8 protein-coding genes are annotated in these 13,625 nt (G+C 66.4%); 1 reads left to right on the top strand and 7 read right to left on the bottom strand.

The features are described 5' to 3' along the window. Positions 1-4: 4 nt before the first annotated feature. The 5 genes from ACFDR9_RS00040 to ACFDR9_RS00020 all read right to left on the bottom strand — a co-directional run bounded on the left by ACFDR9_RS00040 (position 5) and on the right by ACFDR9_RS00020 (position 11,226). Entirely contained in the window at positions 5-4,552 is a 4,548-nt protein-coding gene (locus tag ACFDR9_RS00040) for an SDR family NAD(P)-dependent oxidoreductase (RefSeq protein WP_409029627.1), read from the bottom strand. Further along, the gene (locus ACFDR9_RS00035; RefSeq protein ID WP_409029626.1) at positions 4,549-9,840 is read right to left on the bottom strand and encodes an amino acid adenylation domain-containing protein; all 5,292 of its coding nucleotides are present in this window, start codon (positions 9,838-9,840) and stop codon (positions 4,549-4,551) included. The genes ACFDR9_RS00040 and ACFDR9_RS00035 overlap by 4 nt, the downstream gene beginning before the upstream one ends. 15 nt (positions 9,841-9,855) lie before the next feature. Next, on the bottom strand, positions 9,856-10,116 hold the full coding sequence (locus ACFDR9_RS00030; protein ID WP_017875525.1) for an MbtH family NRPS accessory protein: 261 nt from the start codon (positions 10,114-10,116) through the stop codon (positions 9,856-9,858). Positions 10,117-10,403: 287 nt separating this feature from the next. Then, positions 10,404-10,658: a DUF4880 domain-containing protein gene (locus tag ACFDR9_RS00025; protein ID WP_409029625.1), complete on the bottom strand. Its 255-nt coding sequence runs from the start codon at positions 10,656-10,658 to the stop codon at positions 10,404-10,406. Positions 10,659-10,722: 64 nt separating this feature from the next. Further along, the gene (locus tag ACFDR9_RS00020) at positions 10,723-11,226 is read right to left on the bottom strand and encodes an RNA polymerase factor sigma-70 (RefSeq protein ID WP_017875523.1); all 504 of its coding nucleotides are present in this window, start codon (positions 11,224-11,226) and stop codon (positions 10,723-10,725) included. A 26-nt stretch (positions 11,227-11,252) separates the two neighbouring features. On the opposite strand from ACFDR9_RS00020, the gene ACFDR9_RS00015 reads away from it, so the two are divergent. After that, positions 11,253-11,564 (top strand): hypothetical protein, encoded by a 312-nt coding sequence (locus tag ACFDR9_RS00015; protein ID WP_409029624.1) that lies wholly within the window; start codon positions 11,253-11,255, stop codon positions 11,562-11,564. A 92-nt stretch (positions 11,565-11,656) separates the two neighbouring features. Here ACFDR9_RS00015 and ACFDR9_RS00010 read toward each other — a convergent pair whose 3' ends face one another. After that, the gene (locus ACFDR9_RS00010; protein ID WP_409029623.1) at positions 11,657-12,628 is read right to left on the bottom strand and encodes a hypothetical protein; all 972 of its coding nucleotides are present in this window, start codon (positions 12,626-12,628) and stop codon (positions 11,657-11,659) included. Positions 12,629-12,822: 194 nt separating this feature from the next. Beyond that, positions 12,823-13,625 (bottom strand): hypothetical protein (locus tag ACFDR9_RS00005; protein WP_409029622.1); only part of this gene is annotated, 803 nt, incomplete at its 5' end.

Genomic DNA, 13,625 nt, shown 5'->3' with positions numbered 1-13,625 from the left:
ACCTTTACACCTTTGCGGACGCGGCGGCCGATTCGGCGCGCTCGATGTCTTCTATCATTCGGGTCTCGAGCATCACCGCCAGGGCGGCAACCGTCGGGTTCTTGAAAAAGCCGGCCGGGTGCAAATCAACCCCATAGGCGCTGCGCACCTTGGCCAGCAGCTGGATCGCCAGCAGCGAGTCGCCGCCCAGCTCGAACAGGTTGTCGTTGGCGCCGACCGGGGCAATGCCGAGGAATTCGCTCCACAGCGCGGCCAGGCCCCGCTCGAATTCATCGCCCGGCTCGACATAGGCCTGGGCCAGCGCCGGACGCGCGTGCCGCTGGCGCCGCGCCGACGGTGCCGGCGGCAGGCGCTCGGCCATGTCGAGCGAGGCGCTGCGCGCCAGTTGCCGTTCCAGCCCGAGCGTCGAGACCAGCAGTTGCGGCACGGCCGGACCGGCCAGCACGCGTTCGAGCAGTTCGCCGGCGTCGGCGGCGGCGATGCCCTCGCCTTGCGCCAGTTGCTGGCCAACGGCCATGCCGAGGTCGCGCCAGACGTCCCAGTTGACCGAGACGATCCAGGGCGACCCGGTGGCGGTGGCGCGGTGCGCCAGCGCGTCCAGGTAGCAGTTGGCGGCGCAGTAGTCGGCTTGGCCGAAACCGCCGGTGACGGCCGACAGCGATGAGCACAGCAGCACGAAGTCCAATGGCTCGCCGGCCAGCGCGTCGAGCGTGGCCAGACTGCCTTGCAGTTTGGGCGCGAACACCTTCTCCACGGCGGCGCGCGATTTGCGGGCGATCAGGCCACCGCCGGCGGCACCTGCGGCGTGGACCACGCCGTTCAGCGCGCCGAAGCGATGGCGCGCGGCGGCGACGGCGGCGGCCATCTGGGCCGCGTCGGTGACGTCCGCTTGCACGGGCAGCACCTCGGCGCCCAGCGTCTCCAGCTCCAACAGCGCTTGCAGAGCGCGTAATTGCGGATCGGACGCGTCGGCCCGCTCCACGCGCTGCCGCCATTCCTGCCGCAGCGGCAGCGCGCTGCGGCCCAGCAGCACCAGCTTGGCCTGCCAGGCCTGCGCCAGATGGCGGGCCAGCGCCAAGCCGACGCCGCCCAAACCGCCGGTAATCAGGTACACGCCATGGCGGCGCAGGCGCTGGCCGGCATCCGCCTCGCGCCGCACCGGCTCGAAATGCTTGTGCCAGGCGTGTGCGCCACGGTAGGCGATTACCGATTGACCGCTTGGCTGGTCCATTTCGGCCAGCAACTGGCGCGCCAGCAGTTGTTCGGCCGCGCTGTCGGCGGGCGCCGGCACCACGTCGAACAGCCGGCAAGCCAGGTTTGGAAACTCCTGCGGAATCACTTTGCACGGTCCGTATAGGGTTGCCTGCTCCGGGCACAGCACTTCCAGCCCGGTGACGTCTTCCAGCCGCTCCGTCACGACGTTGATGGCGACGTCTCCGGCGCCGTTGGCGTCAAGCGCCTGCGCCAACGCCAGCAGGCTGTGGAAGCCGCGCTCAAGCAGATCCGCCGGGGCGTCCGCGCCCAATGTCCACAGGTGGCAGACCTCGGACACCTGGCCCAACTCGGACTGTACCGCACGCAGCACGTGCTCCAGGTCTTCGCTGGCGCCCGGACGCACGGCGTAGGAATGCTTATCTATCCGTTCAAAGCTGGAAGCGCGTTCGACGCGCACCACTTGGCGGCCGCGCGCGTTCAGCAGATCGGCGAGGCCGTCGGCCAGGCTGTGCGTGTCGGCCAACAGCAGCGCCACGCCACGCGGCGGCGTGTCCGCGCCCGGCCGCGGCGCCAATGGCGCGGCGCGCTTCCAGACCGGCGCCAGCAGGTAGTCGGCAACGCCGCGTTCGGCTTGCGCCACCGGCGCCGGACCTGCCACCGCCTCGACCCAGTACGATTGCCGCTCGAACGGATAGCCCGGCAGCGCCACGCGGCGCGCCGCCACGATACCCAGCGCGGCCGCGTCCAGTTCGACGCCGGCCACCCACAGCTGCGCCAGGCAACGGCTGAACTGCAGGCCGTTATGGGCGCGCCGCGCCGGATGGCATTGCGTCGACAGCACCGGCCGGCCTTCCGTCAGCGGATGGCGCCGGGCCAGACCGCTGAGGGTTTCACCGGGGCCGACTTCCAGCAGCACGCGCGACGGGTCTTCCAGCAAGGTGGCCAGGCCGGCGGCAAAACGCACGGTGCCGCGCACATGGGCGACCCAGTAAGCCTGGCTGCACGCCTCTTCGGCCGTGATCCAGCGCCCGCTCAGGTTGGATATGAAGGGAATCTGCGGCGCCCGCAGCGCGACGCCGCGCAACAGTTCCTCGAACCGGGCCAGCATCGGCGCCACCAAGGCCGAGTGGAAGGCGCGGGTAACGTGCAGGCGGCGAGCGCCAACGCCGTTGGCGGCCAGCTTGCGCTCGGCCGCTTCGATTGCCGCCAGCGGTCCCGACAGCACGCACAGATCGGCGGCGTTAACCGCCGCGAGGTCGCAGCCGCCGTCAAAGTAGGATGACAATTGCGCCTCCGGCAGGCTGACGGCGAGCATCGCGCCCTCGGCGGTCGCCTGCATCAGGCGGCCACGCTCGGCGACGATGGCCAGCGCGTCCTCCAGTGAAAACACGCCGGCCAGGCAAGCAGCCACGTACTCGCCGATGCTATGGCCCAGCATGGCGGCGGGACGCACGCCGAGTTGTATCCACATCTGCGCCATCGCGTATTCGATGACGAACAGCGCCGGCTGGGTGAACGCGGTCTGCTCCAAACGCGCGGCGGCCTGCTCTTCCTGGCCCGCGGCCGGGAACATCAGCGTGCGCAGGTCCAGGCCGAGACGGCCCGCCAGCAGCAGGCAGCACTGGTCGACGGTGGCGCGCACGCCGCTGTCGCTCCGGTACAGCGCGCTGCCCATGCCGACGTGTTGCGCGCCCTGCCCCGGGAACAGGAAGGCCAGCGCCGGCTGCCCGGCGCCGACCTGCCCGCTTATATATTGGGTGGAATCGCCGGCCAGGGCCAGCGCGGCCTCGGCGTGGTCGCGACCCAGTGCGACGGCGCGGTGCGCGAAATGCTTGCGCCCGGCGTGCAGCGTGTAGGCGACGTCGGCCAGGGCTTGCTCTGGATGGCGCCCAAGGTGGCCGGCCAATTGAGCGGCCGCGTTGTCCAGGGCCGCCGCGCTGCGTGCGGACAGCAGCAGCGGCAGCAACGGCGCGTCCGTCGCGTTCGGGGCGGCGACAAGCGCGGGCGCCTCTTCCAGCACCACGTGGGCATTGGTGCCGCCCATGCCGAAGGAGCTGACGCCGGCGCGGCGCGGCGTGGCGCCCGCCGGCCAGGCGCGCGCCCGCGTGTTCACATAAAAGGGGCTGGCGGCGAAGTCGATTTGCGGGTTGGCGCGCTCGTAGTGCAGGCTTGGCGGCAGGGTCCGGTGCTTGAGCGCCAGCGCCGCCTTGATCAGGCCGGCCACGCCGGCGGCGGCGTCTAGGTGGCCGATGTTGGTCTTCACCGAGCCGATGGCGCAGTAACCGCGCCCCTCGGTATCGGCGCGGAACGCCTGCGTCAGCGCGGCGATTTCGACCGGGTCGCCCAGCGTGGTGCCGGTGCCGTGGGCCTCGACGTAGCCGATGCTGGCGGCGTCGACCCCGGCCATCGCCAGCGCCGTCTGGACCACTTCGGCCTGGCCGTCGACGCTGGGCGCGCTGTAGGCCATTTTCGTCGCGCCGTCGTTGTTCAAGGCCGATCCCTTGACCACCGCGTGGATGGTGTCGCCGTCGCGCAGCGCGTCGTCGAGGCGCTTCAGCACGACGATGCCGGCGCCGCTGCCGATGACGGTGCCGGCGGCGGCCGCGTCGAAGGCGCGGCAGTGGCCGTCCGGCGACAGGATCGCGCCTGCCTGGTGGCGGTAGCCCGCCTCTTGCAGCAGGTTGAGCCAGACGCCGCCGGCCAGCGCCAGGTCGCTTTCGTAGTTCAGCAAGGCGCGGCAGGCCAGATGCACCGCCACCAGCGACGTCGAGCAGGCGGTTTGCACCGACAGCGCCGGGCCGCGCAGATTCAGCTTGTAGGCGACGCGGGTCGCCAGCGAGCCCTGGTCGTTGCCGTTCATCAGGCCCAACAGCGAGGCGATGTCGCTGGCGGCCCAGTCCACGCCCGGCAGCAGGTTGCGCATCAGGTAGAGGTTGGCGCCGCTGCCGGCGTAGACCCCGGTCAGCGCCGGCGCGCCGGCGCCGGCGTAACCGGCGTGCTCCAGCGCGTGCCAGGCCGTTTCCAGGAACACCCGGTGCTGCGGGTCGAGCCGCTCGGCGTCGCGCGGCGCGTAGCCGAAGAAGCCGGCGTCGAACTGGTCCATCCCCTGCAACAGCATGCCGGCCTTGACGTAGCCGGGGTCGGCCAGCAGGCCGGCGTCGACGCCGCGGGCGCGCAATTCGTCGTCGCTGAAGGCGCTGCGCGATTCGACGCCGTCGCGGATATTGCGCCACAGCGCGTCGATGTCCTCGGCGCCGGGGAAGCGCCCGGCCATGCCGACGATGGCGATTTCCACGCCGCTGTACGCCGCGTCCCCTTGCTGGTTCAACTGGTTCATGTCGGTACTCTTTCCGCTACGGGTTTGCGTTGTAAAAATGCGCCGCGCTGGCGCTTGGCCCGTTCGTCGACGTCCTGCGTGGCGCGCGCCGGCCGGTTGCCGCCGCGCAGGAAGGCGGCCAGCGCCTCCAGCGTCGGGTACTTGAATAGCTCGACCACCGTCGGATGCAGGTCCAGCTGCTGCGCCAGGCGGCGCTGCATTTGCAGCAGCAACAGCGAATGGCCGCCCAATTCAAAGAAGCTGTCGTGCCGGCCAACGCTGCCCAGTTCCAGCAAGCCGCACCAAATCTGCGCCAGCGTTTCCTCCAACTGCCCTTGCGGCGCCTGGCCGGCCGTGCGGCCCTCGGGCGCGACGTCCGGCAGGGCCTTGCGGTCGACTTTGCCGTTGGCGTTCAGCGGCAGGAACGGCAGCGCGACGATATGCCGCGGCACCATGTAGTCCGGCAGGCGCAGCGCCAGTTGCGCCTTCAGGGCGGCGGCGTCGACGAGCGCACCCTCGTGCGCCGCCACGTAGGCCACCAGGCGTTTGCCGCCCGGCGCCTCGCGCGCCAGCACCACCGCCTCGCGCAGCGCCGGCTGCGCCAGCAATTGCGCTTCGATTTCGCCCAGTTCAATACGCAGGCCGCGGATTTTCACTTGATGGTCTATGCGACCCAGGTATTCCAGCTGCCCTTCGCCGTTCCAGCGCACCAGATCGCCGGTGCGGTACAGACGGCCGCCGCGTGGATCGAAGGGGTCGGCGACGAAGCGTTCGGAGGTCAGGCCGGCGCGCCGCAGATAGCCGCGGCCCAGGTGTACGCCGCCCAGATACAGCTCGCCGGTGACGCCGGCCGGGACCATGTTCAATTCCGTGTCGAGCACATAGGTGTGGGTGGCGCTGATTGGACGGCCGATCGGCACCTGGTTCTGGCCGTCGTCGCGGCAGGCCCAGTGGGTGACGTGGATCGCCGCCTCGGTCGGCCCGTACAGGTTGTGCAGGCCGGCCTGGCGCAGGCGCGCGAAGGTTTCGCGCTGCGTCTCGGCGGGCATCGCCTCGCCGCCGCAGATGATGTGCTTCAGGCGGGTGCTCGCTTCGATGCCTTCGTGCGCCAGGAAGGCTTGCAGCATCGCCGGCACGAAGTTGACCGTGGTGACTTGGTGCTGCTGGATCAGCGCCACCAGGCGCGCCGGGTCGCGCTGGTCGCCCGGCAGGGCCAGCGCCAGGCGCGCGCCCGCCGTCAACGGCCAGAACAGCTCCCACACCGAGACGTCGAAACCGAACGGCGCCTTGTGCAGCACGGTGTCGGCCGGCGTCAATTGGTAGGTCTCCTGCATCCACGCCATGCAGCTCGACAGCGCGCGGTGGCGGTTCGACGCGCCCTTCGGCATGCCGGTCGAGCCGGAGGTGTAGATGACGTAGGCCAGATTTTCGCCGTGCACCGGCACGGCCGGGTTGGCCGCGCTCTCGCCGGACAGGTCTAACCGGTCCAGCAGCAGCGTGCGCAGCGGCGCCGCTGGCGCCGGCGCCGCTGCGCCGGTCAGCGCGCTGTGCGTCAGCAGCAGGCCGATGCCGCTGTCCTCGATCATGTAGCGCAGGCGCTCGGCCGGATAATCGGTATCCAGCGGCACGTAGGTGGCGCCGGATTTCAAAATCGCCAGCAGGCCGACCACCATGTCGATGGAGCGCTCGACGGCGATGCCGACGGTGGTTTCCAACCGCACGCCCAGCGCCACCAGGTGGTGCGCCAGCCGGTTGGCCTTGGCGTTCAGTTCGGCGTAACTAAGCGTGGCGTCGCCGAACACCAGCGCCGGCGCGTCGGGGCGGCGCGCCGCGTGGCGTTCGAATGTGCGGTGGACCGGCTCGGCGTCGGCGTGGCGCACCGGGTTGACGCCCCATTTTTCAAGCTGGGTTTGTTCTGTCTGGTTCACCAGCCCGACGTCGCCGACCGCCTGCGCCGGCTGCGCCGCCAGCGCCGCGACGATGGCCAGGTAGTCGTCGGCCATGCGGGCGATGGTGGCGGCATCGAACAACTCGGCCGCGTAGATGAAACGCAGGCCCAGGCGGCCGTCGGCGTGCTCGGTGCTGTCGAGCGTCAGTTCGAACTGCGCCGCCTGCTCCGGCAGCGCGGAATAGCGTGCCTCCAGGCCGGGCAGTTGCGCCAGCTGGGCGTAGTCGGCGCGCTGGTGGTTGAACATCACCTGGAACAACGGGCTGTGGCTCAGGCTGCGCTCGGGCTGGAGCGCGTCGACCAGCTGTTCGAACGGCAGGTCCGGGTGCGATTGCGCGCCCAGCGCGGCTTCGCGCGCCTGCGCCAGCGCCTGCGCCAGCGTGGTGCGGCCGCCGACCTGGTTGCGCAGCACCTGCGTGTTGACGAAGAAGCCGATCAAGCCCTCGGTTTCGATGCGCTGGCGATTCGCCAGGGGCACGCCGACGCGGATGTCGTTCTGGCCGGTGTAGCGATGCAGGAGCACTTGGAAACCGGCCAGCAACGCCATGAACAAGGTGGCGCCGTGGTGACGCGCGCGCTCGCCCAGCGCCGCCGCCAATTGCGCTGGCAGCTCGACGCTATGGCCGGCGGCGCGGTAGGCGGCGACCGGATGGCGCGCGCGGTCGGTCGGCAAAGATAGCACCGGCTGCTCGCCGCCCAATTGCTGGCGCCAGTATGCCAGTTGCCGCGCGCCCTCGCCCGCCTGCAGCCAAGTTTGCTGCCAGGCGGCGTAGTCGGCGTACTGGATCGGCAGCGCGGCCACGGCCGGCGCCGTTCCCGCAAGACGGGCGCGGTAGTGCGCCGCCAGTTCGGCGATCAACACCTGCATCGAGACGCCGTCGGAGACGATATGGTGGACCACGACGGCAAGGATATGCTCGGCCTCGCCGACGCGGATCAAGACGGCGCGCAGCAGCGGGCCGCTGTGCAGGTCGAACGGCCGGTTGTTGAGGCGCTCGACCAGCCGCGCCGCCTGTTCTTCCCGGGCGCCGGCGGGTTCGTCGCGCAGATCGGCCTGCGACCAGTCCAGCGGCGTACCATTCTGTATCAGTTGTTCGGCCAGGCCGTCGGGGCCGCTGCGGAACAGCGTGCGCAGCGATTCGTGGCGCGCGACCAAGGCGTCGAAGCCGGCGCGCAGCGCCTCGGTGTCGAGCGCGCCGGTGTAGCGCAGCGCGCCGCCGACGTGGTAGGCGGTGCTGGTCGGGGCCATCTGCCACAGGAACCATAGGCGTTGTTGGGCATGCGACAAGGGCAGCGGCAACTGCCGCTGCGCCGGCGCCAGCGGCGCGATCGCGCTGCGCGCGTCGCGGGCGCCGCAGGCCAGCTGGGCGGCGACGGCGTCGGCCATCTGCGCCAGCAACGGCTGTTCGAAAATCAGGCGCACCGGGAAGTCGATGTCCCAACGTTGGCCGATGCGCGCCGCCACTTGTACCGCCGCCAGCGAACTGCCGCCGCTGGCGAGGAAGTGGGCGTCGCGCGCATAGGCGACGCCGGCGTCGCGTTTCAGCACGTCGCGCCAGATGCCGGCCAGCGCCGTTTCGGTGTCGCTGAGCGCGGCGGTGGCCGCCGCCTCGATTGGCCCGCCCAGGACGAAGCGGCCGTGCTGGTGGATCGCGTAGGCGTCCAGCGTGTTCTCCAGCCAGCCCTTGCGGCAGGCCCCGCGTTGCAGTTTGCCGCTGGAGGTCTTCGGCAGCGCGCCGGGGTTCAGCAACACCAGCACCGAGGCCGGCTCGCGGCAGGCCGCGCCGACGGCCTGGCTCAGAGCCTCGACCAGGGCCGCCACCGGCACCAGTTTTTGCAGGCCGCGGGAGATTTCGACGGCCACGCCGACGCCCTCGCCGCCGTCCGGCATCGGCACCGCGAAGGCGGCAACGCGGCCCTTGCGCGCGGCCTCGACGTCGGCTTCGACGCCGCGTTCGATGTCTTGCGGGTAGATGTTCTGGCCGCGGACGATGATCATGTCCTTGATGCGGCCGGTGATGTAGAGCTGCTCGTCGTGCAGGAAACCCAGGTCGCCGGTGCGCAGCCAGCGCCGCCCGGCGCGCTCGACGAAGGTGTCGTCGCTGTTACGCTCGCGGCGCCAGTAGCCTTGCGCGATGCTCGGGCCGCTGGCCCAGATTTCGCCGACCGCGCCGGCGGCCGCGGAGGCGCCGGTTTGCGGGTCGACGATGTCGAGCAGATGGCCGTCGACCATGGCGCCGCAGGAAACCAGCATGGCGCCGCCGTCTTGCGGCGCGGGGGTGCCCTGCGCCAGGCTGTCGGGCGAAAAGGCGCGCGCCTTGACGCCGCCGGCGCGGCGCCCGCCGGTCAGCAGCAGCGTCGCTTCGGCCAAGCCGTAGCAGGGATAGACGGACGACGCGGCGAAACCGGCCGGCGCGGTGTGCGCGATGAAGTCGCACAAGGTGTCGTGGCGCACCGGCTCGGCGCCGGAAAACGCCACGCGCCAGCTCGACAAATCGAGCCGGGCCAGCTGGCTTTGCTTGACCCGGTCCAGGCACAGGCGGAAGGCGAAGTCCGGCCCGCCGCTGACGGTGCCGCGCAGGCGCGCGATCGCTTCGAGCCAGCGCGCCGGCCGTTCAAGGAAGAATTTCGGTGTCAGCAAGGCGACCGGAATGCCGCGGTGGAAAGGCTGCAAGAGGCCGCCGATGAGGCCCATGTCATGGTAGAGCGGCAGCCAGGAGACGAACACGTCGTCGGCGCGTACTTCCATGGCGGCTTCGATGGCGCGCTCGTTGGCGATCAGGTTGCCATGGGTGACCATTACGCCCTTGGGCGTGGAGGTGGAGCCGGAGGTGTATTGCAGGAAGGCGAGATCGTCGGGCCGTGGCAGACGCGCCAGCCATTGCCCGGCGCCGTCGGTGTCGACCTGGTCGGCGGCGATCACGGTCACGCCGGCAAAGGCGGCCATGGCGCCGCCGACCATGTTCAGAATATCGCTGGAGGTCAGGATGCAGGCGGCCTGGGCGTCGGCGGCGATGCCGACCAGGCGCGCCAGATGCTGTTCCCGCGCCGATTCGGGCGGGAACACCGGCACCGCCACCAGGCCGGCGTAGAGGCAGGCGAAGAAGCTGACGACGTAGTGGTCGTTGTTGTCGAGCAGTAGCAGCGCGCGTTCGCCGGGGCCGAAGCGTTGCTGCAAATGCGCGGCCAGCGCGCGCACGCGCCGCTCCAGCGCGGCGTAGGTAATGGGCGTGTCGTGCACCGCCCCCTCGCGTTCGGCGACCACGATCAAGGCGGTATCGGCGGGGCGTTCCGCGGCGAGCGCACGCAGGTGTGCGACAAAGTTCTCGGGATGGTGGCGCGAAGGCGAGTGAATAGGCATCAGGCGTCCTGCGGCTTAGTGCGCGGCGGCGTCGGTGGCACCGGCCGATACGGCGTAGGCCTGCTCGTCCATCCAATCGCGCAGCGACTGCGGACGCATGTCGGTCCAGGTTTTTTCGACGTATTCCAGCGCGGCCTTCTTCGGACCCCGCACGCCGTCGACGGCCTTCCAGCCGCCCGGCACGGCCTTCCAGTGTGGCCAGATCGAGTATTGGTCTTCGTGGTTGACGAGGACGATAAAGGTTTCGTCTTCGCGGTCAAAGCAGCTAGTGGACATGCGGTTTCCCCATCATAGTGATGGCAGCGCCGGGCGTCCCGACATGGGGCGCTTCCTGCGCTGCTCTCCTTCTATGACGCATGAGGCGCGGCGAAATTTAGCGCTTTGCAGCGATAGCGGAATCGCGCGCGCACTTGGCCCGTGGCGCTGGCGCGCGGTCGGGTCGCTGCAGGGAAAATGGGGGGGTGTTCACGCCTGGCCCCGTCCGGATGGATGGATGCGGTCGTCGGGCGACGGCGCGGCAATTCAGGTGTATGGCGCGGTGGCGCCGGCCGTGCGCAGGCCGGCTATGCGGGGTCGGACGGCGGCACCAGGCCCGCCGCCAGCCAGACCCTGCACGCCTCGTCATAGGCATGCCGATGTGCGGGTGCGGCGTTCAACCATGCCGCCAGTTCGGCCAGGGCGGCGGCGTCAAAGTCGTCTTCGTGCCGGCGTTGGATCCAGTCCAGGGCTGTCTGCCAATGCGCGGCGGCGTCTGTGGTTGTGGTCATGGCGTCGTTGATAGAGGAATCGAATGCGCCATCCCGGTCGGCGGCGCGCAACAATTATATCAACAGCATACCGGCGGTTATCGGCTTTTTTCGGCGCGGCGGTGGAATGCTGGGATCAAGCCGCGCGCAGAGCGTCGCGGCAGCACAACATGGCGTCGCGGATCATGAAATTGACCAGCGTGGTGGAAATACCAAGGTCGGCCGCCACCTCGCGTTGGGTCTTGCCACCCAGGCGGTGCAGTTCGAACGCGGCGCGGGTGCGCTCCGGCAGTCCGGATAGGGCGCGCGCTACCAGCACCAGGTGCTGGGTATGGATGGCGTTGGCCTCGGGCGTAGCCGCTGCCGAGCCGACGTGCAGCCCATCGTCCTCGGGCGCGAACACTTGCAGCTCGAAGGCGCTACGGCGGTGACGGTCGATCGCCAAGTTGCGTACCAGTTGGAACAGATAGGCGCCCGGGTTGAGTATTTGCAGCTCTTCGATACCGTCCGCCAGCTTCAGGTAGGCGTCTTGCACCACGTCCTCCGCGCGCTGCCGGCAGCCTAGGATGCGCGCGGCAGCGTCCCGCAACTGGGCGCGGGAAAGGATAAAGAGCTGACGGATTTCGGAGCCGGTGGTCATATGAGGCGCTATCTGCTGGAAGCTTAATGAATGATAATGATTCGCGTTTACAAATCATGGCAGATGTTGACTATTTTTGCAACGTTTCTTTTGGTGTGGGCGAATTTTTTTGGCGGACGGTGTCTGGCCTGCCTGGGACCGGGGCAAATGTGACGCCGAGGGCGACGGCGGCCTTGAAAAGCCCGATTGTACTTTTTCTCTATATTCCACTGCGATTGGAACTGGCGCAACCAGTGTCACAAAAAATCCTGTCAGGCGAACGCAAGCTGTTCCAGTTCTCTATGCTGGGTAGCGACATCAAAAATTCGGTCTGCAACAGTTTGCGTGTGTGCGTTTAACTTCGGGTGACAGGTCATGGGCGGCATTGATGGAACAAGGCGGCAGCCGTCAGTTCAATCACTACCTGTTCCTTACGGTTAACTCAAAAAACTTAAGAAAACTCGTCGATATACCACTGGTAATTCGACGCATTACGCAGTACATCCGGACTGTTTCTGGCGGCGTAGTTTTTGCAGTTATCACTTCCGTACCCTTTCGATGTGCCCAATTTATCCAAGGTGCCACATAAACAATGCGTCAGTTCGTGAATGAGAACTGCACATCGCGATGTACTCACACCTTCTTGCCCCTTCCATGTTACGGCGGGACCCCAAAAGGGACTGCCGAGGAAGATATGGCAGTTTTGCGGGTCACTGTCTCGTTGCTCATCAGGTGAATAAAAACCGGCTGAGTCCACCACTTTACGGATAGGCATTTCCTCGTTATGAGGTGGTATACGTTCTATAGAATTATTCGTCAGACGATCGCCTCTATAATAAAGCCGGTATCCCTTCGTGCTGGCTCGAATGATTTCAAAGTTTCGCAAAACCAGGTCGTACCTATTTCCCGAACACGTTCCAAACCATTTTTCAAATCGGAGCCGCTCGTTCCGGTCGCTTGGCACTCGCCACAGCGCCGCCACCCCGGCGTTCAATCTTGGGCGCACCTCTCCGCCAGCGCCCAATGCCCACAACTTCTCCGACTCGGTTGCATAATTGAAGGAGGCGGCAAGCGTCGTGGCGCCGAGCGCTACGACAGGATTAATTAAATCACACTGTTTCAAAAATCTTTGTTTTGTATCGGCCATACTCATGCTTGAAACGAGTGTCTTTAGCAGAGGAAGACGATTGTATTCAAAAGCAAGTAAGAGCGCCCGCCGGGTATGGCGCAGGTTCACGTCCGATGCACTGGAACAAGGATGCCACCCGCCGAGCGATAGCCTTTCGCTGAGCAATGCGAGGTTTTGCTGTTTTGTCCACTGCTTCAATATGGTTTGAACAGCAAGTCCACGTATTTTTTCCATGAACAAAACTGGCAGGTACTCCAGTGTTTCCCATACTCTCTGTTCGTCCGTCTTTGTCATGATTCTCTTCCTTCTCCAGAGCTTCGCTTGTCCTTGATTTCGCTGAGCGCCGCCGGCGATATTTGGCCCCTCCGCCTCGCCGGCAACTGGACTGCCTGCACATCGCGGCTAATGTCTAACTCGTCTATATGTGTCGATACTTACCGCTAGTGAGTCGCAATCGACCAAAATGCCGCGTCATTTTCTTTACATCACTACCAGGGACCCATATCGACATCGGTGTCTGGCGAGACTGTAGGGGCCACGCTTGCGCTGTTATAGCCCGGTTGCCGAAAGCGGGTTGGCGATTCATGAACCCTCTGCTGCATCTTTGGGCTTGCGACATAGTCGCGTGCATCAACTAATCTATTGCTTTTTATGTGAGTATTGATCGCTGAGACGACCAGATCCGCTTCATCCCCCACAATCTCAACTATCTTGTGAACTACGCTATTAATTCCCGCGATATAATACCCAGCAGTTTCCGCCAACACATTCTTCTCCACTTTTTTGATTGCCATTTCCTGAAGAAGGTTTGATGCATGGTTTAAATAATGGCAGACTTTACCTTCCGTAATGCGAGGCTTTTTGCTCGACATTGAAAAAATTTCGTTATACATATCTCGATGAACCTGATCAACTACTTTGTCCGGGCCCAAGTTAATTGACTGCGGTAAAAGCGTCGTGTTGCTACAAAAATTCTCGCAACAAGTGTAGAGTCGCCCTAAGAGTTGATCACTAATCGCATATTTCTCGCAGGCTCGAACAAAGGGATCAGTCAGACCAAGATTGTTTGTATGGGCCGCATCCATACTACCGTGTCCAGTGACTGTCAAATTCGCCGGAGCGGAAGAGTATACATCCAACTTTTCCATCGCTTTGTTTCGCACCCCCTTGTCGACCTGATGCGTTGCGTGAGGACTAATGCACCTCGTTATACACAACTCTTGAGCGCCCCCATTTCGCGTAGGGTGCGTATCGTTTCCGCCGCCACGTGAACATCCTTCAATCCAAGCCA

This window comes from Janthinobacterium sp. CG_23.3 (assembly GCF_046115965.1).
GTDB lineage: Bacteria > Pseudomonadota > Gammaproteobacteria > Burkholderiales > Burkholderiaceae_D > Janthinobacterium.
The sequence above is the reverse complement of the archived record's forward strand: the minus strand, read 5'-3'. Positions and strand labels throughout refer to the sequence as shown.